General features: G+C 65.1%; 23 protein-coding genes. 13 read left to right on the top strand and 10 right to left on the bottom strand.

From position 1 onward, the window contains the following. Positions 1-94 precede the first annotated feature (94 nt). The 3 genes from fdxA to GN330_RS04055 all read right to left on the bottom strand — a co-directional run bounded on the left by fdxA (position 95) and on the right by GN330_RS04055 (position 4,214). On the bottom strand, positions 95-433 hold the full coding sequence (gene fdxA, locus GN330_RS04045) for a ferredoxin FdxA (protein WP_156711359.1): 339 nt from the start codon (positions 431-433) through the stop codon (positions 95-97). A 130-nt stretch (positions 434-563) separates the two neighbouring features. After that, positions 564-941: an RNA-binding S4 domain-containing protein gene (locus tag GN330_RS04050; protein WP_156711360.1), complete on the bottom strand. Its 378-nt coding sequence runs from the start codon at positions 939-941 to the stop codon at positions 564-566. 3 nt (positions 942-944) lie between these two features. Further along, a complete protein-coding gene (locus GN330_RS04055) occupies positions 945-4,214 on the bottom strand; it encodes a helicase-related protein (RefSeq protein WP_156711361.1) in 3,270 nt (1,089 codons plus the stop codon). Here GN330_RS04055 and GN330_RS23390 point away from each other — a divergent pair. Further along, entirely contained in the window at positions 4,191-4,415 is a 225-nt protein-coding gene (locus GN330_RS23390; protein ID WP_197435079.1) for a hypothetical protein, read from the top strand. The two genes, GN330_RS04055 and GN330_RS23390, sit on opposite strands and share 24 nt — an antisense overlap. Before the next feature lie 194 nt (positions 4,416-4,609). Continuing rightward, entirely contained in the window at positions 4,610-5,206 is a 597-nt protein-coding gene (locus GN330_RS04060) for a DUF922 domain-containing protein (RefSeq protein ID WP_156711362.1), read from the top strand. A 52-nt stretch (positions 5,207-5,258) separates the two neighbouring features. On the opposite strand, the gene phbB is transcribed toward GN330_RS04060, so the two are convergent. Together phbB and GN330_RS04070 are read right to left on the bottom strand one after the other, a co-directional pair. Then, positions 5,259-5,981 (bottom strand): acetoacetyl-CoA reductase, encoded by a 723-nt coding sequence (phbB, locus tag GN330_RS04065; protein WP_156711363.1) that lies wholly within the window; start codon positions 5,979-5,981, stop codon positions 5,259-5,261. Between the two features lie 129 nt (positions 5,982-6,110). Further along, positions 6,111-7,298, bottom strand: a complete 1,188-nt coding sequence (locus GN330_RS04070; protein ID WP_156711364.1) for an acetyl-CoA C-acetyltransferase — start codon at positions 7,296-7,298, stop codon at positions 6,111-6,113. A 235-nt stretch (positions 7,299-7,533) separates the two neighbouring features. On the opposite strand from GN330_RS04070, the gene phaR reads away from it, so the two are divergent. Continuing rightward, positions 7,534-8,148 (top strand): polyhydroxyalkanoate synthesis repressor PhaR, encoded by a 615-nt coding sequence (phaR, locus tag GN330_RS04075; protein ID WP_343040243.1) that lies wholly within the window; start codon positions 7,534-7,536, stop codon positions 8,146-8,148. A 231-nt stretch (positions 8,149-8,379) separates the two neighbouring features. Then, positions 8,380-8,811 (top strand): GlcG/HbpS family heme-binding protein, encoded by a 432-nt coding sequence (locus GN330_RS04080; RefSeq protein ID WP_156711365.1) that lies wholly within the window; start codon positions 8,380-8,382, stop codon positions 8,809-8,811. Between the two features lie 4 nt (positions 8,812-8,815). Here GN330_RS04080 and GN330_RS04085 read toward each other — a convergent pair whose 3' ends face one another. The 3 genes from GN330_RS04085 to mtgA all read right to left on the bottom strand — a co-directional run bounded on the left by GN330_RS04085 (position 8,816) and on the right by mtgA (position 10,418). Then, complete coding sequence (locus GN330_RS04085; protein WP_156711366.1) at positions 8,816-9,217, bottom strand: hypothetical protein; 402 nt, start codon at positions 9,215-9,217, stop codon at positions 8,816-8,818. A gap of 152 nt (positions 9,218-9,369) precedes the next feature. Next, entirely contained in the window at positions 9,370-9,552 is a 183-nt protein-coding gene (gene rpmF, locus GN330_RS04090; protein WP_106570231.1) for a 50S ribosomal protein L32, read from the bottom strand. A gap of 164 nt (positions 9,553-9,716) precedes the next feature. Further along, entirely contained in the window at positions 9,717-10,418 is a 702-nt protein-coding gene (gene mtgA / locus GN330_RS04095) for a monofunctional biosynthetic peptidoglycan transglycosylase (protein ID WP_156711367.1), read from the bottom strand. Positions 10,419-10,578: 160 nt separating this feature from the next. Here mtgA and GN330_RS04100 point away from each other — a divergent pair, with 160 nt between their 5' ends. Continuing rightward, a complete protein-coding gene (locus GN330_RS04100; protein WP_156711368.1) occupies positions 10,579-11,496 on the top strand; it encodes a polyprenyl synthetase family protein in 918 nt (305 codons plus the stop codon). Positions 11,497-11,680: 184 nt separating this feature from the next. Further along, entirely contained in the window at positions 11,681-14,212 is a 2,532-nt protein-coding gene (locus GN330_RS04105; RefSeq protein ID WP_246188490.1) for a response regulator, read from the top strand. Positions 14,213-14,251: 39 nt separating this feature from the next. On the opposite strand, the gene ispG is transcribed toward GN330_RS04105, so the two are convergent. Next, positions 14,252-15,505 (bottom strand): flavodoxin-dependent (E)-4-hydroxy-3-methylbut-2-enyl-diphosphate synthase, encoded by a 1,254-nt coding sequence (gene ispG, locus GN330_RS04110; protein ID WP_156711369.1) that lies wholly within the window; start codon positions 15,503-15,505, stop codon positions 14,252-14,254. Between the two features lie 222 nt (positions 15,506-15,727). On the opposite strand from ispG, the gene GN330_RS04115 reads away from it, so the two are divergent. Continuing rightward, positions 15,728-16,510, top strand: a complete 783-nt coding sequence (locus GN330_RS04115; protein WP_156711370.1) for a 3-hydroxybutyrate dehydrogenase — start codon at positions 15,728-15,730, stop codon at positions 16,508-16,510. 36 nt (positions 16,511-16,546) lie between these two features. Further along, positions 16,547-17,674: a patatin-like phospholipase family protein gene (locus GN330_RS04120; RefSeq protein WP_156711371.1), complete on the top strand. Its 1,128-nt coding sequence runs from the start codon at positions 16,547-16,549 to the stop codon at positions 17,672-17,674. Here the strand turns inward: GN330_RS04120 and GN330_RS04125 are convergent. Continuing rightward, complete coding sequence (locus GN330_RS04125) at positions 17,665-18,258, bottom strand: TetR/AcrR family transcriptional regulator (RefSeq protein WP_156711372.1); 594 nt, start codon at positions 18,256-18,258, stop codon at positions 17,665-17,667. The two genes, GN330_RS04120 and GN330_RS04125, sit on opposite strands and share 10 nt — an antisense overlap. 137 nt (positions 18,259-18,395) lie before the next feature. Between GN330_RS04125 and GN330_RS04130 the strand changes: the two genes are divergently transcribed. The 5 genes from GN330_RS04130 to GN330_RS04150 all read left to right on the top strand — a co-directional run bounded on the left by GN330_RS04130 (position 18,396) and on the right by GN330_RS04150 (position 26,260). After that, complete coding sequence (locus tag GN330_RS04130) at positions 18,396-18,860, top strand: (2Fe-2S)-binding protein (protein ID WP_156711373.1); 465 nt, start codon at positions 18,396-18,398, stop codon at positions 18,858-18,860. Positions 18,861-18,863: 3 nt separating this feature from the next. Then, entirely contained in the window at positions 18,864-21,140 is a 2,277-nt protein-coding gene (locus GN330_RS04135) for a xanthine dehydrogenase family protein molybdopterin-binding subunit (RefSeq protein WP_156711374.1), read from the top strand. Further along, entirely contained in the window at positions 21,137-21,748 is a 612-nt protein-coding gene (locus tag GN330_RS04140) for a hypothetical protein (RefSeq protein ID WP_156711375.1), read from the top strand. The genes GN330_RS04135 and GN330_RS04140 overlap by 4 nt, the downstream gene beginning before the upstream one ends. Positions 21,749-21,942: 194 nt before the next feature. Further along, a complete protein-coding gene (locus GN330_RS04145) occupies positions 21,943-23,082 on the top strand; it encodes an efflux RND transporter periplasmic adaptor subunit (protein WP_156711376.1) in 1,140 nt (379 codons plus the stop codon). 10 nt (positions 23,083-23,092) lie between these two features. Then, on the top strand, positions 23,093-26,260 hold the full coding sequence (locus GN330_RS04150; RefSeq protein ID WP_156711939.1) for an efflux RND transporter permease subunit: 3,168 nt from the start codon (positions 23,093-23,095) through the stop codon (positions 26,258-26,260). Positions 26,261-26,337: the final 77 nt, after the last annotated feature.

Here is a 26,337-nt window from a genome sequence, read left to right on the forward strand (position 1 = left end):
ACAACTTGCCGCAACAGCGAACGGCTCCGTCAACCTTATGCTTAAGGCTGCAAAACGTTAAGTCGGCGAATTCACCGCATCGGCAGGCGCGCGCTCAGTCGCCTTCGCCCGGTTCGGAAGAAAAATACTTCTCGAACTTGTTGTCGACGCCGTCGAACTCCTTGCCGTCGGCCGGCGGCTCCTTCTTGGCGGTGATGTTCGGCCACTTCTCGGCGTAATCGGCATTGACCTTAAGCCATGAATCGAGGCCCGGCTCGGTATCCGGCTTGATCGCGTCGGCGGGGCATTCGGGTTCGCACACGCCACAGTCGATACACTCGTCCGGATGGATGACGAGCATATTTTCGCCTTCATAAAAACAATCGACCGGACAGACCTCGATACAGTCCATGTATTTGCACTTGATGCAATTGTCGATGACGACATAAGTCATGAAGGCACTCCGGGGCCATTCGGCCTGCAACGTTTGCCGGTGAGGTAGCGCCTTTGCAGTAGCCGTGCAAGAGGCGCCTTGTCGCCAATCAGGGACCCTGCGGAATGGTTTTGCGCGGACCGCTGGGGCGCTAGGGTTCGCCGCGCCACTTGTCCATGGCGCGCCGCTCCTTCTTGGTCGGGCGACCGGCGCCGGCTTCGCGAAAGGCGGCCGCGACCGGCTTTTCGACTACCACCGGTTTCGGCGTCATGTCCTCGTAAAGGAGACGGGCTTCCACGGCCGGTCCGCGCCGCGTGCCGGTATCGAGTATTCGGTAGACCAAAATATCGCGCGTGCGGGCGATGGTCAGCACGTCGCCGGCGCGGATCAGGTGTGCGGCCTGGCCAACTTTCTCGCGATTGACCCGGACACTTCCCGACTGCACAAGCTTCGCCGCCAACGAGCGCGATTTGGCCACGCGGGCGTAGAACAGCCATTTGTCAATACGTTGGCGCTCGGGCCCGGCCATGGTCTATTTCTTGAGCTGCTCCTTGAGCGCGGCCAGTTTGGCGAACGGCGAATCGGGATCGACGCGATCCCGCTTCTCCTCCCGGCGGGGCGTGAAATGCGGCTTGTCCTTGCCGCCGCCACGCCATTTGCCGCCTCCCCTGCGACCGGGCTTTCCGGTCCCGTCGCCATCGCCGCCGCCCTGGGGGCGCCCGGCCTTCGCCTGCCCTCCCTTGGCAGGCTTGTCGGATCGTGGCTTGCCGCCCTCCTCGCCCGCCGCGGGGCGGTGTCTGCGCGCATTGCCGTCGCGGCCGGAGCGGTTGCGATGCCCGCCGATGCGGCCCGGGCGCCAGAGCGTCACCAGCTTCGGTTCGTCCGGCTCCGCGTCGGCCGTCGGCCGGGTTCCGCTCTCATCCGCCGGAACGGCTGGCTCGACGGTGCCGACAGTCTCCGCGGTCTGACCTTCACCTGGCGCGGCGGCGTCGGAAACCTGGCGTCCGGCGTCGGCGGCCGCGACCGGCTCAGCCGTTTCGCGTTCGACGGCTTCCGGCGCGGCAACGGGCGCGCTTGCTACTTGTTCACCACCGCCCGCAACCGCCAATGTCTCGCCGGCGGCCTCGGGCGCGGTGTCGCTCACGGCAACTGGGGTTGCCTCTGGCGCAACGGCAACCGCCTTGGACTGGCCTTCGACCGCATCGGAGCCGACATCGGCACCGTTCGCGTCCGCCACCGGCGCGGTCGGCGCCTGGCCGCTGGTCGCGTCGGCTTGCGCCGCGGCGGAAGCCTTCGCGGCGGCTTCGGCTTCGTGCGCATCGAGCCGCCCCTTGACCTCTTCGGCCGGCTTGGCCTCGCCGCGATAGCCGAGGCCCTTGAGAATCTCGTCCATGTCTTCTGCGGTCGCGCCGAGGATCGACATCATCGCCGGCGTGACCAAGAAGGCGTTGCCGTCGAAACCGCCATCGGGCCGCGATCCGGTGCCCGGCCGCCAAGCGAGCGCGGGACGGATCAGATCGGCCAGACGCTCGAGAATGTCGATGCGCACCGCGCGCCGTCCGAGCAGGCGGAAGCCCGCAAGGCGATAGAACTCCTTTTCGAAGGTCGGTTCGATCACCAGCGAGGTACGTCCGGTAGCAAGCCCATGGACGACATCGCCGAAACCGGGCTTGTCCTTGCCGTCGTTTTGCAGCGCCCACAACAGCGTCACCAACCCGGCCGGGCCGGGTTTCAGCAACGCCGGAACGAAGATGTGATAGGCGCCGAAACGCACGCCGAGCCGCCGCAGCGCGCCGCGCGCCTCCTGATCGAGCCCACGTATCTCGTCGGCGACCTCGCGGCGGGCGATCACACCGAGATTTTCAACCAGGCGGAAGGCGATGCCGCGGGCGATGCCGGAAAGCTGTTCGGCGTCGCGCAAATCGACCAGCGGCTTGAGCAGGCTTCCGATCTGGAAGGCGACGAAACGCTCGATGCGCGCCGCGATCTTGTCGCGTGCCGGACCGGTCACCTGCTCGTCGGCCAGGAGCACCGCGCGCGGACGCAGAATATCTTCGCCGGCCACCAGCGTGGCCACCGGCGCGCCGATCCATCGCACGACACCGTCCGACCCGAGGGCGAGATCGCCATTGCCGGTCGCGGCGAAGCGTTCAGCCCGGGCCTCGAATTCCTGCGCCAGCGCCTTTTGCGCGGCCGCCTTCACCGCGCGGGCATCCTCGCCGCCGGCCGATTGGTCGGCGGTAAAGCGGAAGCCTTGCAATTCGCCGACATGATGGCCCTCGACGAGGACTTGTCCGGACGGATTGATTTCAGCGTCAAGCATCGTGTTTTCTCTCAACCGCTTCATGAGCACGGATGTCCTGCGGTCAACGAAGCGTTTCGTCAACCGCTCATGTAACGCATCGGACAGCCGGTCCTCGATCTCGCGCGTTTTTTCCTGCCAGTGTGCCGGATCGGCAAGCCAGCCGGGACGATGGGAAACGAAGGTCCAGGTGCGTATCTGAGCGATGCGCTGCGACAGCGCGTCGATCTCACCTTGGGTGGTGTCTGCCCGGCGCACCTGTTCGGCCATATAGTTTTCGTCGACATGGCCGCGGCGCACGAGGTCGGTATAGATCGTGCCGATCAGATCGGCGTGCTGGGCCGGCGCGATCCTGCGATAGTCCGGCAGCGCGCACACGTCCCACAATGCCGCGACGCGCTCGCGCGTCGTCGCCAGATCGCAGATGTCGGCATCGCGGATCACCGTCTCCAACGCCTGCTGGTCGACCGCCGGCGGCGCCCGGGTCAACCCCTCGACCGGCGCCAGGGTCTCGATCGACCGGCGCAGCGCCTCGAGATTGGCGAAGTCGAATTCGGCCGTGCGCCATTGCAGCACCCTGACCGGCTCGAAATCATGCGCCTCGATCTTTTCGGCCAGTTCCTCGTCGAACGGATCGACCTGGCCCGTCACCCCGAACGTTCCGTCGCGCATGTGACGACCGGCGCGCCCGGCAATCTGGCCAAGCTCGGCGGCGGTGAGTTGACGGTACTGATAGCCGTCGAATTTGCGGTTTTGCGCGAAGGCGACATGGTCGACGTCGAGATTGAGCCCCATGCCGATCGCGTCGGTGGCGATCAGATAGTCGACGTCGCCCGACTGATAAAGCGCGACCTGCGCGTTGCGCGTGCGCGGGCTGAGCGCGCCGAGCACGACGGCCGCTCCCCCGCGCTGGCGGCGGATCAGCTCCGCGATCGCATAGACCTCGTCGGCAGAGAAGGCAACGATCGCCGTGCGCGGCGGCAGCCGCGTGATCTTCTTGGACCCCGAATAGGCAAGGTGCGACATGCGCGGCCGGGTCACCACCGACAGGCCCTTGAGCAGCTTTTCCAGGATGCCGCGCATCGTGGCCGCGCCAAGAAGCAGCGTTTCCTGCCGGCCGCGCAGATGCAGGATACGGTCGGTGAAGATGTGGCCACGTTCCAGATCGCCGGCGAGCTGAACCTCGTCTATCGCCACGAAGGCGGCGTCGGTCTGGCGCGGCATAGCCTCCACCGTGCAGACCGAAAAGCGGGCGCCGGGCGGCTGGATCTTCTCCTCGCCGGTGATCAGCGCGACATTGTCGGCGCCCACCTTTTCGGCGACCCGGCCGTAGACCTCGCGCGCCAGAAGCCGCAGCGGCAGGCCGATGACGCCGGTTTCGTGCGCAACCATGCGCTCGATGGCGAGATGGGTCTTGCCGGTATTGGTCGGTCCGAGAATCGCGGTCACGTCGCGCCCAGACAGAATCAGGGGACCATGCTGTTTCGGCTGGATATTCATGGAATGGCAATCAGGCCCTTCGCGCCAATGCCCCGCCTGTTGCCGTTTGGTGGTTCCGGCGCCAGGCGCTGTGGGCGAATTGAAGGCGGTTTTCGCCAGCAAGACATAGGGACTTTCACGCCCGAACACAATCGGCAAGCGGCGGCGGGCACGCCGCCGCAATTGGAACGGGACTGGAACGAATCGGCGACGAATCGCTGACTCGGCCTGATTCAGGTTTTGTTCCTTGCCCCCATATGGTGTCGCCCCAACCACCGGACACCAGATCGTGATTCAGCCGCTTTGCCGGTGTTGCGTACACCGTCGGCCATGAGACTTGGCCTCAGGGCGCAGCCGGTGCAGGATGCGACCTGTCGGCCAAACGGCTGCAGGACGGATCCGGGGTGGAGCCGGACATGCGCGGGCACCGTCGTAATACAGCAGTATCTGGGACACCGCCGCGATGGCTGCTTGCGGCGGCTTTGCTGCTGGTCGCGATCGCGCCAAGCGCGAGCTGGGCGGGCGACGACACCCGGATCACCCAGCGCTATTATTTCATCAGCGGCCGCTCCCACGCCGAACTGCTCGCCTCGGTGCGGCGCAACGCGCCCCGCGCCGGATCGGCCTACGGCATCGGCTTCATCGATTTTTACCCGCGCTACACGCTCGCGCCGACCGCCAAGGGCTGCCGTATCGACAAGGCTGAGGTCGGTCTAAGGATTGTGCTGCGCCTGCCGCGCTGGAACGGGGCCAAGGACACACCTCGTTCGGTGAGGCGGCTCGCCGACCGTTTCGAGCGCGCGATCAAGGCGCATGAGTTTCAGCATGTCCGCATCGCCAAGCGCCACGCAAGCCGCATGGCGCGCCAGCTTGCACGACTCAAACCGGCCGGAGATTGCCGGAAATTGCGGGACACCGCGCAAGCCCTGATCGACCGCCACAAGCAGGCGCATCGCGCCAGCCAGGCCGCCTTCGATCGGCGCACCCGCAAGGCCATAAAACGGCTTCTCTAACACCTCGCAGGCGCGCAAGACTGGGCTCTCAGGCGAAATCCAGCCTCAACCTTCAGGCGAAATATTGTCCGCCATTGGCGGTAATCGTCGAACCGGTGATGAAGCCGGCATCGTCGGATGCGAGGAAGACCACGCAGCGTGCGATCTCGGCCGCTTCGCCGAGGCGTCCGACCGGAATTTGCGCGATGATGGATTCGCGTACCTTCTCCGGCACGGCCATAACCATGTCGGTCCCGATATAGCCGGGGCAGATCGCGTTGACGGTAATGCCGTTGCGCGCGCCTTCCTGGGCCAGCGCTTTGGTGAAGCCGAGATCGCCGGCCTTGGACGCGGAATAGTTGGCCTGGGCGAACTGACCCTTCTGACCATTGATGGAGGAGATGGTGATGACGCGGCCGAATTTGCGCTCACGCATGCCGTTCCACACCGGATGTGTCATATTGAAGACGCCGTTGAGATTGGTGTTGATGACGTCGGTCCACTGGTCCCTGGTCATCTTGTGGAACGGCGCGTCGCGGGTGATGCCGGCATTGTTGACCAGGATGTCGACCGGCCCGAGATCGGCCTCCACCTGGGCGATGCCGCCCGCGCAGGCCTCGTAATCGGCCACGGACCATTTGTAGACCGGAATCCCGGTCTCGGCGTTGAAGCTCTGCGCCGCTTCGTCATTGCCGGCATAGTTGGCCGCAACCGTGCAGCCAGCCTCCTTGAGCGCGACGGCTATTGCCGCCCCTATGCCGCGTGTTCCTCCTGTGACGATCGCCGTTCTGGCCATTTTGTTCTCCTCCTTGGCGGCGGAGGGGCAAGCGGGTCATGGTGGCTGGCGAAATCGGGGTCGGAAGCCGCTTCGCTCTTCTTTTTTCCGCAGATCCCGCGCGCCGCTCCCTGTTCCCTGTTATGTTGCTCAGTTCATCGCTTCCACGCACATGGCGACCCCCATGCCGCCGCCGATGCACAATGTGGCTAGGCCTTTTTTCGCCCCACGCCGCTGCATTTCGTGAACCAAAGTGTTGAAGATGCGCGCGCCGGACGCGCCGATCGGATGGCCGATCGCGATCGCGCCGCCATTGACGTTCACGATATCCGGGTTCCAGCCCATATCCTTGTTGACCGCGCAGGCCTGCGCGGCGAAGGCCTCGTTCGCCTCGACCAGGTCGAGATCCTCGGCCTTCCAGCCGGCCCGTTCCAGCGCCTTGCGCGAGGCCGGGATCGGGCCTGTACCCATGACCTTCGGGTCGACGCCGGCGGTTGCCCACGACACGACGCGCGCCAGCGGCTTGACGCCGCGCCGCGAAGCCTCTTCCTCGCTCATCAGCACCGCGGCAGCCGCGCCGTCATTGATTCCCGAGGCATTTGCCGCCGTGACGGAACCCTCCTTGTCGAAGGCCGGCCGCAGCTTCTGCATGGCCTCGATGGTGGCACCATGGCGGATATATTCGTCGGCATCCACTACGATGTCGCCCTTGCGCGTCTTGATCGTGACGGCGACGATCTCGTCCTTGAACTTGCCGGCTTTCTGGGCGGCCTCCGCCTTGTTCTGCGAGGCGAGCGCGAACCGATCCTGATCGTCGCGGGTAATCTGGAACTGGCGCGCCACGTTCTCCGCCGTCACGCCCATGTGATAACCGTTGAAGGCATCCCACAATCCGTCCTTGATCATGGTGTCGATCATGGCGTAGTCGCCCATCTTGACGCCGGCACGAAGATGCTGGCAGTGCGGCGACAACGACATCGATTCCTGTCCGCCCGCGACGATGATCCGGGCGTCTCCGGTAGCGATCTGCTGCATGCCGATCGCGATCGCCCTGAGGCCCGATCCGCATACCTGGTTCAGCCCCCAGGCGCTGGTTTCCTTGGGCATGCCGGCGGCCATCGACGCCTGACGCGCCGGGTTCTGACCCTGGCCGGCCGTCAGCACCTGGCCGAGGATCACCTCGTCGACCTCGGCCGGCTCCACGCCGGCACGCGCCAAAACTTCCTTAAGCACGACCGCGCCGAGATCGTGCGCGGGCGTATTGGCGAACGCGCCGTTGAAGGAACCGACCGCCGTGCGCGCGGCGCTGGCAATGACGATGGAGGGCGAAACGGACATCTTGGTCTCCCTGTGTGCGGGGCATATCGCAACTTTGTTGCCCTTAGCATGGCGCGAGTCAAATTCGAAATGTGTCGCGGGGCGCATCCGCCCCGGCAAATGCCCCGCCGATCCGGACGCTGTTTCCTGCAGTGCACAAATCGCTTTTCATTGATGCGGTTTTGCGCATATCCTGAAATATGCGACATGTCGCGACCGCTGACGAAGCATCGTTTCGGCAATCTGGGAGGTTCGCGTGCCTGGCAAGGACGATCCGGTGATCATCAAGAAATACGCCAACCGTCGCCTCTACAATACAGGCACATCCACCTATGTGACGCTCGAGGATCTGGCCGAAATGGTCAAGCGCGGCGAGGATTTCACCGTTCAGGACGCCAAGTCCGGCCAAGACATCACCCATCCCGTGCTGACACAGATCATTTTCGAACTCGAAAACAAGGATGGGCAGAACATGCTGCCCGTTTCCTTCCTGCGGCAACTGATCTCGTTTTACGGCGACCAGATGCAGATGATCGTGCCGAGTTTCCTCGAGCAGTCGATGTTCGCCTTCGCCAAGGAGCAGGAACGGTTCCGCGAACAGATGAAGGATGCCATCGGTAAGGCTCCGATGGACATGATGGGCATGTCGACGCCAATGAAGGCGATCGAGGAACAGACCCGCCGCAACATGGAAATCTTCCAGAACGCGATGCGCATGTTCACGCCCTTTCCCGCGACCGTGTCGCAGGAAGGGCCCGAAACATCCGAACAGGCAGCGTCCAAAACGGAGGAAGCGACCGACGATCTGCGCGACCTGAAGGAACAGATCGCCGCCATGCAGCGCAAGATCGATTCAATGGACAAGGGCTGAACCTCCCCGACTGGTTCGACGGCGATCGCAAAACCCTCTTTCAAATACTGCTTTGTGCGGCACCACGGCGGCGGGCGCCCCCGCTTCGGTGGCCGTGCCGTCTGCGACGATGGCGGACGACCGCACCGACCCGACCCCTCCCGATCGGTGAAACTATTTCGACCGAACGCTCCGTACAGAACCGGCGGCGGGTCCAATATAGCTGTCGGCACATGGAAACGGGAGAGCCCCATGAGCGACCTGAAACTCGAAACCGCCAACACCATCATCGAAACCGCCTTTGCCAAGGGGGCGGAGACCGGTCTGAAACCGCTCGCCGTCGCCGTACTCGACGCCGGCGGGCACCTCGTCGCCTTCCAGCGCCAAGACCTGTCCTCGCTGATGCGTTTCCAGATCGCGTTCGGCAAGGCCTATGGCGCACTCGCCCTGGGCATGGGCACGCGCGCCGTGGATACGATGGCTCGCGAGCGGCCGCATTTCATGGCCGCGCTATCGGATGTCGCCGGCGGCCGCCTCGTTCCGGTACCCGGCGGCGTTCTGATGCGCGACGGTTCCGGCCGACTTATCGGCGCGGTGGGCGTTTCCGGCGACACGTCCGACAATGACGAAGCCGCCGCGGTCGCCGGCATCGAGGCCGCCGGCCTCGTCGCGGATGGCGGCTGAGGGACTAGTGAAAGCTGACGTCGCGGCCGGCCGAGCGGATCGACACCGAAAACCCGGCGATCAGATCGACCAGCGTGATCACCATCAGGATGAAGAACACCGAGTGCGCGGCGCCGCGCACCAAAAGGAACTCGACCAGGAAGGCGACGAAGACGAAAGTGGACAACAGATGATCGACGACCGACGCGTTCGAGGTGCGGGTCGATTTCATGATTTCCAGGAACAGGAACACCAGCCCGATCACGATCATCAGATCGCCGAGCGTCATGGCGAAAACGCCGCCCGACATCATGGCGAGCGAGAATATCTCCTGCGCCCAGGGATCGTCGCCGCCGCCGAACATGCCGGCAAGGCCAAGATTGTAGAGAATGAAGGGAATGATCAGCAGGGGGGCGATGCCCAGCATGGCGCGGCTCCGTTGCGGAAAGACCCCTTCGTGTCACCACCACACGACCGGCGTCAAGACGATCATGCCGCCGCGACGCATCGCTTGCACCCATGCAGACGCAAAAAGACCGGCCGGAGCCGGTCTTCGACATGCGGCGCGAAAGAAAAGCCTCAGCTTTCCTTGGGCTCCAGCACCTGGCGACCGCGATACATACCGGTCTTCAGGTCGATATGATGTGGGCGCCGCAATTCGCCGGAATTGCGATCCTCGACATAGGTCGGTGCCTTGAGCGCATCGGCGGCGCGACGCATGCCGCGCTTCGACGGCGAAGTTTTTCGTTTCGGTACAGCCATGGACCTGCTCCATCACTCAAATCAATGCCCGCCGCGCCCTTCAGGAAAGGACCGTATTTCGACAGGTCAACATCTGGAAAGTCGCGTGCCTATACACGCTGCCACGGCACTTGACCAGTCGAAACCGTCACTTTTTTTCGCGCGGCGCCGCAGCCCTGCCCCGCCTAGCGCACGCATCCGATATAATCGCCGGCGCCCGCCGCGCGCTTTTCGATGATCGAGGCGAGCCGGTTCAGCCCCTTGCTGGGTTTGGCCGGGTTTCGCTCGACCGGATTGGGTAGGGTGACGGCGAGAAGGGCCGATTGGCGGCGCGTCAGCTTGCCGGCCGAGCGGTTGAAATGATGTTGAGCGGCCGCCTCGGCGCCATAGACGCCCGGAGCCCATTCGACGATGTTGAGATAGATCTCCATGATGCGCTTCTTTGGCACGATTGCGTCGAAAACCAGCGCGAGCGGCGCCTCAATCGCCTTTCTCAGCAGAGACCGGCCGTGCCACAAAAACAGGTTCTTCACCGTCTGCATGGGAATAGTGGAGGCCCCGCGCGTCGGCTCCCCCGACAGGGCATCGTCGATGACCACGTTGAGTTCGCCCCAGTCGATGCCGCGATGGGAACAGAACTGCCCGTCTTCCGACATCATCACCGAGTGGATAAGCACCGGCGCGATGTCCTCGATCGGCACCCAGCGCCGCTGGTATGACGTGCCCGTCACCAGATCCCGGACCATCAGCGTCGAGACCGGATGGATTGCCGGCCAGACATAAAGCAGCGACAGCGCCAGCGGTAGCAGGGCGATCGCCATGCAGGCCGCGACCACGCGCCGCAGCCATGTCGTCCATCTCGATTTGCGCCGTTTGCGCCGTGCCATGCGCTCCTCCGCCAGCGGCCGCTTGTCCGGACTCCGGGCCGGATCAACGTTGTCTAGCGCACATAAATCGGCGCTACCATCCATGGAACCGCGGGCGCCCCTGCGGATTGCCGCGGCCGATGGACTTGACCGCGCGCGAAATTGTCGCCATCGCACCCTCATGACGACCGAGCTTTCCGCCCTGTTCGAACAGAGCCTCGCCATGCGCGCCGAAACCGTCGAGTCGGTGCTGCGCGGGCTTTTCGACGATCGCGCGCGCAACGGCGAGATAGCGCGGCCGCCCCGGCTGATGGCCGCGATCCGGCACGGCGTTCTCAATGGCGGCAAGCGCCTGCGTCCCTTTCTGGTCATGGAAAGCGCGGCCCTGTTCGGCGCAGCACCCGAGGCGGCGGCCCATGTCGCGGCGGCGCTGGAATGCGTGCATTGCTACTCGCTGATCCACGACGACCTGCCGGCGATGGACGACGACGATCTGCGACGCGGCCAGCCGACCGTGCACCGCGCCTATGACGAAGCGACCGCCATTCTTGCCGGCGACGCGCTTTTGACGACAGCCTTCGATATCCTGTCCAGCAGCGATTTCGAGCTCGCCGACACGACACGCCTGATCCTGGTACGGGGTCTGGCGCGCGCCGCCGGCATCGGCGGCATGGTTGGCGGACAGATGCTCGATCTGGCCGCCGCCGCGGCCCCGCCCGACGAAACGGGGGTCATCACGCTGCAGGCCATGAAGACGGGGGCGCTGCTGCGTTACGCCTGCGAGGCCGGCGCCGTCGTCGCCGGCGCGAGCGCGGCCGATCGGGAGCGCCTGTCCGAATTCGGCGCGGCTGTCGGTCTCGCCTTCCAGCTCGCCGACGACCTGCTCGACCTGACCTCCGACGTGGCGACCCTCGGCAAGGCCGCCGGCAAGGACGCCGGCGCCGGCAAGGCGACGCTTGTCGGCCTCAACGGACCGGCCTGGGCGCGCCGCCAGCTCGATGGCCTGATCCTGCAGGCCGAAACGCTGCTTGAGCCGTTCGGCGCCGACGCCGCGATGCTGACGGCGGCGGCGCGTTTCATCGCCGACCGCAAATCTTAGCGCGCTCGGGCTGAGCAATCCGGTTTCCTGACAAGGCGGATATTCGAACGCGAGCCGGCCCTTCGCATTCGGCTCGATTGACGCCCACCCCGAGTTGCATTGCCCGGTCAGCACAGCGTTAAGCTGAATTTAATTCAACGCATTCAATTTGAACCATCTGTCTGAGTGCGGAGTGGACGTGTCGATGTCCTCAAAGATTACGCGCGCCTATATGCGCGGGCGCCTCTATACGGTTCTGATCAGTTTCGTCCTGGCGGTCGCCGTCGGCACCGGCTTCATTTTGTGGAAACTCGAAAACGCCAAGATCGACGTCAAATTCGGCGCGGTGATCGGCTATATGGCCGAAGCCACCAGCGACGTCATCTACCAGTCGCTACGACTGGAACATCTGAGCGCCAATCTGCAATCGCAAGCGCGAAACGGTGTGACCGTGACCATGGCGCCGGCCCCCGGTCCGACCCCGCTCGGGGCGGCCGGGCCGGCCGATGTCGACGCCGTTCACGCCGAGCTGGCCGCGGCTCTCAAGCGGCTGGAGCACGCCTACGACACGTTGGAGAGGTCGTCCGGCGCCGAGCGCCAGATGCTCGAAAGCCGCCGTATCGCCATCGCGGAGGATGGCGACGCGATCCAGGCGCCGCTGGAGCGCATCGACACCGTCTTCGACGCCATCGCCGGCCTCCGGGTCCCGGCGGCCATCCGCCAGGTCTGGGAAGACACCGGCAACGGCGTGTCGCTGAAAGCGGAAATCCGCCAGGTGCTGACGCTCGCCAACCGCCTGGAGATTTTCTCCGATTATACCGCGCCGAGCGCGCAGCGCGTCTTCCGCGAGCTGCAGCAATTGGCCAACCGCACCATCAAGCCGCATCTGGCGCTGATCCAGGACGATCTGCACGAGGACATGGCCTACAGCTACACCACCTTACAGTGGTTCATGGTCCTGGTCGGGCTCACCATCGTGCTGGCGAGCGCACTGGTTGGCCTGCGCGTCCTCGATCCGATGATGCACAAAGTAGCCACCACGCACGAAAATCTGCGCGAGGCGCATGAATCGATCGAGGCCGCCCTCAAACGAGCCGAATCCGCCGACCGGGCCAAGTCGGAGTTTCTGGCCAATATGAGCCACGAGATCCGCACGCCGATGAACGGTGTGCTCGGCATGGCGGAACTGTTGTCGCGCTCGGAGCTGGACAAGCGCCAGGCGATGTTCGTCGACGTGATCTTGAAGTCGGGTAGCGCGCTCCTGACGATCATCAACGACATTCTCGATTTTTCCAAGATCGACGCGGGACAGCTCGAACTCGACCCCGCGCCCTTCCGTCTCGGCGAAGCGATCGAGGATGTCGCCACGCTCGTTTCGGCTCGGGTCGCCGAAAAGGACCTCGAGCTGATCGTGCGCGTCGATCCGCATCTGCCTTCCTCCGTCACTGGCGATGTCGGTCGTTTCCGCCAGATCGCCACCAACCTCGTCGGCAATGCGGTGAAATTTACCGAAAAGGGCCACGTACTGGTCGACGTTTCGGGCACCGTCGAAAAGGGCGTAGCCAGCGTGACGGTACGGGTGGAGGACACCGGCATCGGCATTCCCGAGGCCAAGCTCGCCTGCGTTTTCGACAAATTCGCCCAGGTCGACGCCTCATCCACGCGCAAGCACGAAGGAACCGGACTCGGCCTCGCAATCGCCTCACGCCTCGTCGAACTGATGGACGGCGAAATCGCGGCTGAAAGCGCGCTCGGCAAGGGATCAGCCTTCTGGTTCACGATCAGACTTCCGGTCGACGAGGCCGACATCGGCAACAAGCCCGTTCCCTACGACGTCTCCGGCGCCCGGGTTCTGATCGTCGACGACAACCCGATCAATCGGGACATCCTGTCCGAGCAGATGCACAGCTGGGGTTTCGAATGCGCTGCCGTCGAAAGTGGCGAAACCGGGATCGCCTTCCTGAAAAGGGCATCGGAACTTGGCGCGCGGGTCGATTGCGTGGTGCTCGACTACCAGATGCCGGGTATGAACGGCGTCGAGACGGCGCGCGCGATCACCACCGATCCGGCCACCGCCGCGATCCCGATGCTGCTCTTGACCTCCGTGGATCAGTCCGATGTCAGCCGGCTTGCCACCGAATGCGGCATCGCCGCGCAATTGCCCAAGCCGGCCCGCTCCTCCGCGCTGCTCGAAGCGCTGGTCTCGGTGTTGCAATCCGCCCGCGCAGCCGCCGCGATGCCCGAGGAAATGCCGGTCACGCTGAATTCCCGCGTGCGGACCAACCTCGTTCCGGCCCAGGCCGTCGAGCGCCGCATCTCGGTGGCCTCGCTCAGAAAAGCCCCTGATCTCGACGTACTGGTGGCCGAGGACAACGAAGTCAACCAACTCGTCTTCCGGCAGATTCTCGACGGTCTCGACCTGTCCTACCGCATCGCCTCCAACGGCCGCATGGCCGTCGATATGCACCGGTCGTTGCGCCCCAAGGTAATACTGATGGACGTGTCGATGCCCGAAATGAACGGGCTTGAGGCGACGCGAACCATCCGCAAGGCCGAGGCGGGAACGGGTGAACACACCCCGATCATCGGCATCACCGCCCATGCGCTCAAGGGCGATCGCGACAAATGCCTGGAAGCAGGGATGGACGACTATCTGTCCAAGCCGGTATCGCCGAACAAGCTGTCGATCAAGATCGAGACCTGGCTGCGCGGCGGCGACATGGCCCGCACCGCCTGACAGTGCGGGACGCTTCCCGCGTCCCGTGCCGGCGCCGCCCTATTCGGCCGCGTCGGTGCCGGCACGGCCGAACCGGCGCTCGACATAGTCGGCGACCATTTGTTCGAATTCGGCCGCGATCGCCGGACCGCGCAGCGTCGCCGCCTTGCGGCCGTCGATGAAGACAGGCGCCGCCGGCGTCTCGCCGGTACCGGGAAGCGAGATGCCGATATCGGCATGCTTGGATTCACCCGGTCCGTTGACGATACACCCCATCACCGCGACCTTCAGCTCCTCCACGCCGGGATATTTGTCGCGCCAAACCGGCATGTTTCGGCGCAGATCGGCCTCGATCTTCTGCGCGAGTTCCTGAAAAACGGTCGACGTCGTGCGGCCACATCCGGGACAGGCTGCCACCACCGGCACGAATTGCCTGAAACCCATGGTCTGCAGGAGTTCTTGCGCCACCTGCACCTCCCGCGTGCGGTCGCCGCCCGGCTCCGGCGTCAACGAAATGCGGATCGTGTCGCCGATCCCCTGCTGCAAAAGCAGGCCCATCGCCGCCGCCGACGCCACCACGCCCTTGGTGCCCATGCCCGCCTCGGTCAGACCAAGATGCAGCGCATGGTCCGAGCGGCGCGCCAGCTCCGCATAGACGGCGACGAGATCCTGAACCTGGCTCACCTTGGCCGACAGGATGATCCTGTCGGGCCCGAGCCCGATCTCCTCGGCGAGTTCGGCCGACAACAGTGCCGACTGCACAATCGCCTCGCGGGTGACTTCCGCCGCCGTCCTCGGTGAGCCGGCCCTCTGGTTCTCGTCCATCAGCCGGGTAAGCAGTTCCTGGTCGAGCGAGCCCCAATTGACGCCGATGCGCACCGGCTTGTCGTGCCGGATCGCCATCTCGACGATATCGGCGAACTGACGGTCCCGCTTTTCCCTGAAGCCGACATTGCCGGGATTGATCCGGTACTTCGCCAGCGCCTCGGCGCAGCCCGGATGGTCGGCGAGCAGCTTGTGGCCGATATAGTGGAAGTCGCCAATCAGCGGCACCTCAATGCCGAGGCGCGCCAGACGGTCGCGGATTTTCGGGACTGCGGCGGCGCTTTCGTCGCGGTCGACCGTGATGCGGACCAGCTCCGAGCCGGCGCGATGCAGCGCGGCCACCTGCGCGACTGTGCCGTCGATGTCGGCCGTGTCGGTGTTGGTCATCGACTGCACCACGACCGGCGCTTCGCCGCCGACGAGGACGGAACCGACCGTCACGCCGACCGATCGGCGACGCGGCAGCGGGGAGGAAAGATAGCCGGTCATGGCCGGGCTCCATGGGGAATTGCTGTTGATATCGAGTTGGCGAAGCGGCACGGCGATGTCAACCGCGTCGGCCGATGATCCTTATCACGAAAATCGTGAAGGCAGGCGACTGGAAATGCCGGTTCCGCCGCGCCATTTGTGCATCGCACAAAGTTTGCTAATGCATCGCAGCATGACGCGCAAGACAACGAAGTCAATCGAACACGCAAGGAGATTCGACCCATGAGCCAGCGCAAGACCGCCCTCGTCACCGGGTCCACGTCGGGCATCGGCCTCGCCATCGCCGAACGGTTTGCCACAGACGGCTTCAACGTGGTGCTGAATTCCTACACCGACGACGGCCAGGATCACGCGCTCGCCGCCGAACTGTCGGAAAGACATGCGGGCGCGGTGGTTTACATCCAGGCCGACATGTCGAAACCCGACCGGTGCCAGGCGCTGGTTGCGGCCGCCGCCGAGCGTTTCGGCACGGTCGACGTGCTCGTCAACAATGCCGGCATCCAGCATGTCGCCCCGGTCGAGGAGTTCGCGCCGGAGAAATGGGACGCGATCATCGCCATCAACCTGTCTTCGGCCTTCCACACCATCGCCGCCACCGTGCCGCTGATGAAGAAGGCCGGAACCGGGCGCATCGTCAACATCGCCTCCGCGCACGGCCTCGTCGCCTCGCCTTTCAAATCGGCCTATGTGTCGGCCAAGCACGGTATCATGGGCCTGACCAAGACGGTGGCGCTCGAACTCGCCACGCACAGGATCACCTGCAACGCGATCTGCCCCGGCTATGTGCTGACCCCGCTGGTCGAGGCGCAGATTCCCGACCAAATGAAGGCGCACGCCATGGACCGCGAAACCGTCATCCGCGAGGTCATGCTCGACAGGCAGCCGACCAAGGAATTCGCCACCGTCGAGCAGATCGCCGCGACCGCCGCCTTCCTCGCTTCCGACGCCGCCGCCCAGATCACCGGCACGCATATATCGGTCGATGGCGGCTGGACGGCCGCGTGAACCGGCCGTGCGCTGGCGACGACGAGAGTTGGACCGATGACTAAAAAAGGCGACGGGGCGGAGCGCAAGTCGGTCAATGTCGCGCTTCAGGGCGGCGGCTCGCACGGCGCCTTCAGCTGGGGTGTGCTCGACTGCCTGCTCGAGGACGGCCGGCTCGACATTGCCGCGATCTCCGGCACAAGCGCGGGCGCGATGAACGCCGTCGCGCTCGCCGACGGCTGGGTCCGGGGCGGTGCCGACGGCGCGCGCGCCAAGCTGCACGACTTCTGGCGCGCGGTCGCCCGCAAGGGCCGCTTCAGCCCGGTCCAGCGCATGCCGTGGGATGTGGCGCTCGGCAATTGGTCGGTGGAAAACACCCCCGGCTATCTGTGGTTCGAAGCCATGTCGCGCACCGTGTCGCCCTATGCCGCCAACCCGCTCAACATCAACCCGCTGCGCGACGTGGTCGAACACGAAATCGATTTCGACCGCGTGCGCGCCTGCGACGCGATCCAGCTCTTCGTGTCCGCCACCAATGTCCATACCGGCAAGCTGAAAGTGTTTTCCACCGCCGATCTGTCGCTCGACGTGGTCATGGCCTCGGCCTGCCTGCCGCAGATGTTCCAGGCGGTGACCATCGACGGCACCCCCTATTGGGACGGCGGTTATGGCGGCAATCCGGCCCTTTACCCCTTCTTCGAGGCGAACCGGGTCGAGGACCTGCTTCTGGTTCAGATCAATCCGGTCACCCGCGACACCACGCCGGTCACCGCGACCGAGATCCAGAACCGCATCGACGAAATCACCTTCAATGCCGCGCTTTTGAGCGAGTTCCGCGCGATCGCTTTCGTCAAGAAGCTGATCGCCACCGGCAAGCTCGGCCACGGCGACTATCGCGACATCCGTATGCACCGCATCGATGCCGACGAAGCGCTGAAAGGTCTGACGGCGGCCTCCAAGGTCAATGCCGAATGGGCTTTCCTGGAATATCTGCGCGATCTCGGCCGTTCCGCCGCCCAGGACTGGCTGGACGAGAATTTCGATGCCGTCGGCGTGCGTCAGACCCTGCCGATCGAGGAGGAACTCGACAAGGCCCCGCTCGGACACCCGCGCGCCCTCGGCCACAGGGTGCGCGAATTCCTGGCCGGACGGCCCAGGCCGGCGGCCATGCGCGATCAGGGCTGAAGGGCGAGACCGACCAGTCGCACCAGCCGGCGCGCCGCCGGCGCCCATTCATCCGGCCCCTCGACGCGAGCCTTCATGCCCTCGATCCCGTCGAGCAGGAGGCCCGCCAACGTGTCGGCCGTAAAGCCGCGTGCCTCCAGGTCGACGGAACGCGCGGCCGCCTCGGCGGCGAGCGCCGTGGCGATGACGGCGATGAAGCGGCGGCGCCATTCAGCCATTTCAACCGCCGCCAAACTGTTCTTGGCATCGAGGATTTCCGCGCCGTGCGGTGCTTCGAAAAACACCCGCATCATCGAAAACAGACTTTGCTCCAGACCGTCCATCAGCCTGGCCTCGATATCGCCGTCGCCGTTCAGGGCCCGTTCCAGCACCAACGTCGATTCGGCGAACTTCCGCGCGGCGATCGCCCGGTAGATGTCGCCCTTGTTCTTGAAGTCGAGATAAAGCGCCGGCCGCGACAGATCCGCCGCGCGCGCGATGTCGTCCATGGTCGTGCGCTGGAAACCATAAGCGAGAAACACCTTGACCGCGCCCTCCACGATGCGCTCGCGGCGTGCCTCGTCCGCGCCCTGCGCCGTCTTCAAATCCCGCTTCACAACGATACCCGGAAGTCCCCGCAACCAAATCAATTGACAAAATAACAGAAAACGTCAGTATGTCCAATGGCGCCCTCGCCTCGACGAGGCCCGAAAGGCACTGGACGACAACGAAGGGTATCCCCATGCGCCTCACCGTCAACGGAAATCCTATCGAACTCGACGCCGACCCGGACATGCCGCTGCTGTGGGCGTTGCGCGATCTGGCCGGCATCACCGGGCCCAAGTTCGGCTGCGGCATCGCCGCCTGCGGCGCCTGCACCGTACTTGTCGACGGCACACCGGTGCGGTCCTGCTCGCTCCCGGTCGGTTTGGTCGAGGGAGAAATCGTGACCATCGAGGGGCTGTCCGGCGCGGACGGGCTTTCCGTCGTGCAGCAGGCATGGCTCGACGAGCAGGTGCCGCAATGCGGCTATTGCCAGGCCGGGCAGATCATGAGCGCGCATGCGCTACTGGAGGAGATATCCGATCCCTCGGACGACGACATCGACAACGCGATGGCCGGCAATCTGTGCCGTTGCGGCACCTATCCACGCATCCGCGCCGCCATCAAACGCGCGGCGGTCGAAAAAGCGAAGACGGGAGCCTGAGCCATGGCCAATCTCGGAAAGATCGCCCGGCGCACCTTCCTGATCGGCGCCGCCGCCATCGCCGGCGGTGTGGCCGTCGGCTATTATGTCTATCGCCGCCCCTATCCCAACCCGCTCGAGAACGAACTCGCCGAGGGTGAGGCGACGTTCAATCCCTATGTCAAGATAGGCGCCGACAATACCATTACGGTGATCGCGCCGCGCGCCGAGATGGGCCAGGGCGTGGCGACAACGCTGGCCGCCCTTGTGGCGGAGGAGCTTGACGTCGATCTGGCAGCCGTCACCGTCGAGCACGGCCCGGCCTCCTATGCCTATTACAATTCCGAGATGCTGGCCGAGGGCGGACCGTTCCCGTTTTTCGAGGAAGGCGTGGTCGCCGAGCTGATGCGCGGCGGCATGGGCGCCTTCGGCAAGTTTCTCGGCCTCCAGGGTACCGGAGGATCGTCGTCGGTGCGCGACGGTTTTGACAAGATGCGCACCGCCGGCGCCGTCGCCCGGCAGATGTTGCTTGCCGCGGCCGCCGAAAGGCTGGAGGTGCCGGCGGATGAGCTTGCGACCGCGAACGCCACGATCACCCACGAGGCATCGGGCCGCACGCTTTCCTATGGCGAGGTCGCGGCACAGGCCGCGCGCCTGGACCCGCCCTCCGATCAGCGCCTGAAACAGCCGGCCGACTGGCGCCTGCTCGGCAAGTCGCAACCGCGCACCGACATGCACGCCAAGGTAACCGGCGCACCGATCTTCGGCGTCGATGTCAGCCTACCCGACATGCTTTACGGCACCGTCAGGATGAGCCCGCGCTTCTGGGTCGAGCCGGTCAAGGCCGACCTCAGCAAGGCCGAAAAGATGCCCGGCGTCGTCAAGATCGTGCCGATCGACACCAGCTACGGCCATGGTTTCGGCGTCATCGCCGAAAACACCTGGGCCGCCTTCCGCGCCGCCGAGGCGATCGAGGTCGAATGGGGTGAGGCAGACTATCCGCAAGACAGCGCCGCGATGTCGGCCTTTCTGCGCGATGCGCTTGCCGCCGACACGGGCGATGCGCTGCGCGACGACGGCGATGTCGACACCGCGTTTGCCGACGCGCCGCACGACAAGGTCGTGGAGGCCGAATACGAGGTGCCCTTCCTGGCCCACGCCTGCATGGAGCCGATGAATGCGACCGCGCGACTGAAGGATGGCCTGCTGGAGGTCTGGTCGCCCAACCAGATGCCGACCATCACCCGTCAGCTCTGCGCCGACGTGGCCGGCGTCGACACCGAAGATACCCGCGTGCACACAACCTTTATGGGCGGTGGCTTCGGCAGGCGCGGCGAGATGGATTATTCCATGTTCGCTGCCCTGCTCGCCAGGGAAACCGACGGCCGGCCGGTCAAGGTCATCTGGACGCGCGAGGAGGATATCCGTCACGACACCTACCGCCCGGCGGCGATGGGGCGTTTTCGCGCCCGCCTCGGCGCCGATGGACTGCCCGAGGCGGTCGACATGAAGATCGCCTCGCCATCGACGATCGCCAGCACCTTGCGGCGCACCTTCCCCTCGCTCTCGCCGCTGGGACCCGACAAGACGATCGCCGAAGGCGCGTTCGACCAGCCCTACACCATCCCCGATTATCGGGTGGCGGCGGTCAAGGCCGATACCGGCGTGCCGGTCGGCTTCTGGCGTTCGGTCGGCAATTCCTTCAACGGCTATTTCCACGAATCCTTCCTCGACGAGGTCGCGGCCGCAGGCGGCCTCGACCCGGTCCAGATGCGGCTGACGCTGATGGCCGACCATCCAGCCGCCGTCAAAGTGGTCGAGAAGGCGGCCGCGCTCTCCAACTGGGGTGAAACCCTTCCCGCCGGCCGCGCCAGAGGCTTCGCCTTTACGCTTTCCTTCGGAAGCTGGGTCGCGGAAGTCGTCGAGGTCGCGGAAACCGACGCCGGCATCCGCATCGAAAAGGTCTGGATCGTCGCCGATGTCGGCACCGCGCTCGATCCCGGCATCATCGAGGCGCAATTGACGTCGGGCGCGGTCTTCGGCCTGTCCTCGGCGATCGGCCAGGAAATCACCTTCACCGACGGCATGGCCGAGCAGTCGAATTTCCACGACTACGACGCCATGCGCATCCACCAGTGTCCGGCCTTCGAGGTGGCGATCCTGCAGAACTACCACAAGATGGGCGGCGTCGGCGAAATCGGCACGCCGCCCGCCGTGCCGGCGCTCGCCAATGCCGTCTTCGCATTGACTGGCAAGCGAATTCGCTCGCTGCCGCTCACGCGCGAGGTCGATTTCGCATGACCGTTCTGGCGAGATTGCTGACAGCAGCTGTCATCACGATGCTGGCGGCAAGCCCCGTCCACGCGCAGGATGCGCCGGCCGTCGACGACGATGCGATCGCCGTCGATCGCGAAAAGGGCCTGCCTGAATGGGACAAGATCGTCGCCGTCCTGTCGCATCCGCGCTGCGCCAATTGCCATGTCGAGGATGCCTATCCGCGCTGGTCCGGCGCGCATTACGGCACGACGCGCATCCACGCCTTCAACATTTCCCGGGGCGAGGATGGTTCGGGCTTCGGCAATGCCGCCCTGCGCTGTACCTCGTGTCATTTCTCAAGCAATTCCAGCAAGTTGCACGGACCGCCCGGCGCACCGCTGTGGCATCTCGCGCCGGCGGAAATGGCCTGGTGGCAAAAGTCGTCGGCTGAGATCTGCGCCCAGATCAAGGATCCTGAGCGCAATGGCGGGCGCACGCTCGACGAGGTGGCGACGCATGTCCGCGACGATCCGCTGGTCGGCTGGGGCTGGGTTCCGGGGCCCGGCCGCGAACCCGCGCCGGGATCGGCCGATGAGACTTTCCGGGCCATCGAACGATGGGCCGCGGCCGGCGCCCCCTGTCCCGCCGATTGAACACCCATCATCGGGACCGATCCGGTCAATCGACAAAAGTGACTTTTTTCGCGGGAACAATTGCGGTACACAACCGCCGCCGGGAGAAGGTGGATAACCCTCGCCGATTGAATCCGGCTGCTTCAGAGACCACATGAGCCCAGCGCCCCGACATCCGGCGCGCCGATGGCGGAACGTTTGCGCGGGAACCACGCATGCCCAGGATCAGATTTCACAAGCTCGCCGCGATCGTGGTGCTCGCCGCAACTGCGGGCTGGATTCTGACCGGTGAATTCACCTCGGTCGGCAGCGCGATCCCCGAGCCCGAAGCCCCGCCGGCGCAGGACAAGAAGGCTGCGGTCGAGACGCCTCTGCGCACCGTAGCCGTGGTCGTGCCGCCGCGCGCCATGCATGCCCGCACCATCCGCGTTTCGGGAACGACGGAAGCCAACAAGCACACCAAGCTGGCCGCCCGCGTGGGCGGCATCGTCTCCGACCTGCCGGTCGACAAGGGCAGCCCCGTCAGGGAGGGCGACCTGATCATGCGGCTCGACGCGGAGGGCAAGGTCGCCGCCGTGGAGATGGCGAAGGCCATGCTCGCCCAGCGCGAGGCCGAGGCCAAGGCCGCCGAGCGGCTGGCCAAATCGGGTAATATGGCCAAGCTGCGGCTCGACAGTGCTCATACCGCGCTGGCACAGGCCCGTTCGCAGCTGGAGGCGGCGGACGCCGAGCTCGCCCGCAACGAGGTCCACGCCCCTTTCGCCGGCCTTGTCGACCGTGTCCCGGTCGAAAAGGGCAGCGCCATCATGCAGGGTGCGGAAATCGCGACGGTGCTCAGCCTCGATCCGATCCTGGCAGTCGGCCAGGTCAGCGAACATGACCTCGCCGAACTCGAGATCGGCAACACCGCCGAGGTGAAGCTGGTGAACGGCAAAAGTCTGGAAGGCACACTGCGTTATATCAGCCGCGAGGCATCGCCCCAGACGCGCACCTTCCGCGTCGAGATCGCGATCGCCAATCCGGAGTTAGAGATACCGGCCGGCATGACCGCCGAGATCAGCCTGCATGCCGACAAGGTGCAATCGGTCTTCCTGCCGCGTTCCGTCGTCACGCTGTCGGAAACCGGCGATCTCGGTGTGCGCATCGTCACGCCGCGCAACATCGTCGATTTCGTGCCGATCGACCTGATCGACGACACCCCCCAAGGTCTGGTGCTGGGCGGCATTCCCGACGACGCGCGCATCATCGTCGCCGGCCAGGATCTGGTGAAGACGGGCGACGCGGTCAACGCCGTGGAAGCCGATGCCGAAACGGTCAAACGCCTGGTCGGCCAGTTGGCCGGCCCGGTCAACTGACGGTCGCGACATGGGCATTGTCGACTACGCCATTCGCAATGCGAGACTGACGATCTCGATCCTGCTGTTCTTCCTGGTGGCGGGCACGATGGCCTATCAGGCCATCCCCAAGGAAGCCGAGCCGGACATCCAGATTCCGATTATCTATGTGAGCATGACCTATCAGGGCATCTCGCCGGAGGATGCCGAACGCCTGCTTCTGCGGCCGGTCGAGACACGGCTGAAATCGATCAGCGGCATCAAGGAAATGCGGTCGAGCGCCTATCAGGGCGGCGGCAACGTCGTGGTCGAGTTCCAGGCCGGCGCCGACCTCGACAAGGCGCTCGAGGACGTGCGCAACAAGGTCTCCGACGCCGAGCAGGACCTGCCCCAGGGCGTCGACGAGCCGAGCGTCAACGAGGTCAATATCTCGGAATTCCCGGTCCTTGTGGTGACGTTGTCAGGCGACGTGCCCGAACGCGCGCTGACGGCCGCGGCGCGCGAGCTGCGCGACCGCATCGAGGAAGTCACCGGCGTCCTCGACGCGGCACTGCGCGGCGCGCGTGACGATCTGGTCGAGGTCATCATCGATCCGGTGAAACTGTCGTCCTACGGATTGCGGCTCGACCAGTTGATCGCCGCCGTCAACGCCAACAATTCGCTCGTCGCCGCCGGCGCGCTCCAGGGCGATCAGGGTCGCTACGCGGTCAAGGTGCCGTCCCTGATCGAGACGGTGGAGGACGTCGCCAACCTGCCGATCGTCGCCGACAGCAACGCGGTGGTACGTGCCCGCGATCTCGCCACCATTCGCTCCACCTTTAAGGACGCCGAGACGATCACCCGGCTCAACGGGCGGCCCGCGATCGCGATCGAAGTGTCCAAGCGCACGGGCGCCAATCTGGTTGAAACTGTCGACAAGGTGAAGGCGGTCGCCACCCAGTTCCAGCAGATCCTGCCCGAGGGCGCGACAGTCTCTTTCAGCCAGGACAAGTCGACCGTTATCCGCCAGCTCCTCGGTGATCTCGAAAACAGCGTGTTGACCGCCGTCATCCTGGTTTTCGTGGTCATCCTGTACGCGCTGTCCGGGCGCGCCTCGATGCTGATCGGCCTGGCGATCCCTGCATCCTTCCTGATGGGCATCATGTGGCTGTCGCTGGCCGGCTACACGGTCAACATCGTGGTCCTGTTTTCGCTGATCCTGGCCGTCGGCATGCTGGTCGACGACGCCATCATCGTGACTGAATTCGCCGAGCGGCGCATGACGGAGGGCATGCCCAAGGCAGAAGCCTTCTCGCTGGCCGCAAAGCGCATGGCCGGCCCGGTGGTGGCCGCGACGGCGACGCGCGTGGCCGCCTTCTCGCCGCTCTTGTTCTGGCCCGGCATCGTCGGCGAGTTCATGAAATACATGCCGATCACGCTGATCGTCACGCTATCGTCGTCGTTGATCTACGCCTTGGTCTTCACGCCCGCGCTCGGCGCGCTGTTTGCAAAGCCGGTGATCGAGGAAGAGCATCGCGACGGCTGGTATATGCGTTTCGTGCGACGCGCCGTACGCCACCCCTTCATCGTCACCTTCGCCTCGCTCGCCGCGCTGGTCGCCGTGCCCTATGCCTACGGCACCTACGGCAAGGGGGTCGAATTCTTCCCCAATGTCGAGCCGGAATACGGCCTTCTCTACGTCCATGCCCGCGGCAACCTCTCGCTCGAAGAGCAGGACGCGCTGGTGCATCAGGCCGAAGAGCGCATCCTCGGCTGGCCCGGGATCGAGACCGTCTATACCCGCGTCGGCAGCGTGCGCGGCGGCGGGGCCGAAGTCGACGAGGATGTGGTCGGCGTCATCCAGTACGAATTCCTCGACTGGCGCGAGCGCAAGCCGGCGAGCGCCATCCTGGAAGACCTGCGCGTCGCCATGACCGGTATCCCCGGCGCCGAGATCGAGGTGTCGGTGCCCGACGCCGGCCCGCCGACCGGCAAGGCGATCCAGGTCCAGCTTTCCGCCAACGACCCGTCCGGGCTGGACGAGGTCGCCGGCAAGACGGCGGCCATGCTCGCCACCATTCCCGATGTGATCGACATCGGCGACGGCCTGCCGCCGCCCGGCATCGACTGGGAGATCCAGGTCGACCGCACCAAGGCGGCACAATACGGCATCGGTCCGGGCTCGGTGGGCACCGTGGTCCAGCTCGTCACCACCGGATTGAAACTGTCGGATTATCGTCCGGCGGGCGCCGATGACGCCGTCGATATCCGGCTGAGGCTGCCGGAGGACCGGCGCACGCTCGCCACGCTCGACCAGTTGCGGGTGGAGACGGCGCAAGGCTCGGTGCCGATCTCGAACTTCGTCAGCCGCGAGCCGGCGCTGCGCACCGGCATTCTGACCCGCATCGATGGCGTGCGCACCGTCACCGTCGACGCCGGCATCCGCGAGGGCGTTCAGGCCGATGCCGTGCGTCAGAAGGTGATCGCCAATCTCGAGGCGATGGATCTCGACGCCAGCGGCATCCGCTGGAAGCTCGCGGGCGAGGACGAGGAGCAGAAGGCAGCGGGCGAGTTCCTGTCGAAGGCGTTCGGCGCCGCGATCTTCTTGATTTTCGTGGTCCTGCTCGCCTTGCTTAACAAGTTCATGTCTGTCGGCCTGGTTCTGTCGGCAGTGGTGATGTCGACCATTGGCGTCTTGCTCGGGCTGTTGATCATGGGCCAGCCTTTCGGCGTGGTCATGACCGGCATCGGCATCATCGCGCTGGCCGGCGTCGTGGTGAACAACAACATCGTTTTGATCGACACGTACGACCGCCTGCGCCACGAGGGCTGGGACAAACTCGATGCCGTGCTGCAGACCTGCCGCGAGCGCGCCCGGCCGGTCGTGCTGACTGCGGTGACGGCGATCCTCGGCGTTTTGCCGATCGCCTTCGGTGTCAATTTGGAACTGATGAACCACGAAACCACCTACGGCGCGCCGTCGACGCAATGGTGGATCGCGCTGTCGAGCTCGATCGTCTTCGGCCTCGCCTTTTCCACCGTGCTGACACTGGTGGTCACCCCATCGCTGCTGATGATCTTCACCCGCAGCAATGATTCCAAGGTCTCCGCTTTCCTCAATCGCATCTTCCGTCGCCGCAGCGGAAGGAAAGAGGCCGAGCCGACGGCCGGAAAACCCGACGTCGACCTGACATCGGGCTATCCAAAGGCGGCGGAGTAGCAGGCCGGGGCGGACGATCAAGTACCGGTTCTCCTCGAGCGCTCGGGAACCACCAGACCCTTCGCGCATTGATGTGT

This window comes from Nitratireductor arenosus, assembly GCF_009742725.1.
Lineage (GTDB): Bacteria > Pseudomonadota > Alphaproteobacteria > Rhizobiales > Rhizobiaceae > Mangrovimarina > Mangrovimarina arenosa.

Coding starts and splice junctions, on each gene's coding strand:
- fdxA (WP_156711359.1), bottom strand. CDS start 433: ATGACTTATGTCGTCATCGACAATTGCATCAAGTGCAAATACATGGAC.
- GN330_RS04050 (WP_156711360.1), bottom strand. CDS start 941: ATGGCCGGGCCCGAGCGCCAACGTATTGACAAATGGCTGTTCTACGCC.
- GN330_RS23390 (WP_197435079.1), top strand. CDS start 4,191: ATGCTGTTTCGGCTGGATATTCATGGAATGGCAATCAGGCCCTTCGCG.
- GN330_RS04055 (WP_156711361.1), bottom strand. CDS start 4,214: ATGAATATCCAGCCGAAACAGCATGGTCCCCTGATTCTGTCTGGGCGC.
- GN330_RS04060 (WP_156711362.1), top strand. CDS start 4,610: ATGCGCGGGCACCGTCGTAATACAGCAGTATCTGGGACACCGCCGCGA.
- phbB (WP_156711363.1), bottom strand. CDS start 5,981: ATGGCCAGAACGGCGATCGTCACAGGAGGAACACGCGGCATAGGGGCG.
- GN330_RS04070 (WP_156711364.1), bottom strand. CDS start 7,298: ATGTCCGTTTCGCCCTCCATCGTCATTGCCAGCGCCGCGCGCACGGCG.
- GN330_RS04080 (WP_156711365.1), top strand. CDS start 8,380: ATGAGCGACCTGAAACTCGAAACCGCCAACACCATCATCGAAACCGCC.
- GN330_RS04085 (WP_156711366.1), bottom strand. CDS start 9,217: ATGCTGGGCATCGCCCCCCTGCTGATCATTCCCTTCATTCTCTACAAT.
- rpmF (WP_106570231.1), bottom strand. CDS start 9,552: ATGGCTGTACCGAAACGAAAAACTTCGCCGTCGAAGCGCGGCATGCGT.
- mtgA (WP_156711367.1), bottom strand. CDS start 10,418: ATGGCACGGCGCAAACGGCGCAAATCGAGATGGACGACATGGCTGCGG.
- GN330_RS04100 (WP_156711368.1), top strand. CDS start 10,579: ATGACGACCGAGCTTTCCGCCCTGTTCGAACAGAGCCTCGCCATGCGC.
- GN330_RS04105 (WP_246188490.1), top strand. CDS start 11,681: ATGTCCTCAAAGATTACGCGCGCCTATATGCGCGGGCGCCTCTATACG.
- ispG (WP_156711369.1), bottom strand. CDS start 15,505: ATGACCGGCTATCTTTCCTCCCCGCTGCCGCGTCGCCGATCGGTCGGC.
- GN330_RS04115 (WP_156711370.1), top strand. CDS start 15,728: ATGAGCCAGCGCAAGACCGCCCTCGTCACCGGGTCCACGTCGGGCATC.
- GN330_RS04120 (WP_156711371.1), top strand. CDS start 16,547: ATGACTAAAAAAGGCGACGGGGCGGAGCGCAAGTCGGTCAATGTCGCG.
- GN330_RS04130 (WP_156711373.1), top strand. CDS start 18,396: ATGCGCCTCACCGTCAACGGAAATCCTATCGAACTCGACGCCGACCCG.
- GN330_RS04135 (WP_156711374.1), top strand. CDS start 18,864: ATGGCCAATCTCGGAAAGATCGCCCGGCGCACCTTCCTGATCGGCGCC.
- GN330_RS04140 (WP_156711375.1), top strand. CDS start 21,137: ATGACCGTTCTGGCGAGATTGCTGACAGCAGCTGTCATCACGATGCTG.
- GN330_RS04145 (WP_156711376.1), top strand. CDS start 21,943: ATGCCCAGGATCAGATTTCACAAGCTCGCCGCGATCGTGGTGCTCGCC.
- GN330_RS04150 (WP_156711939.1), top strand. CDS start 23,093: ATGGGCATTGTCGACTACGCCATTCGCAATGCGAGACTGACGATCTCG.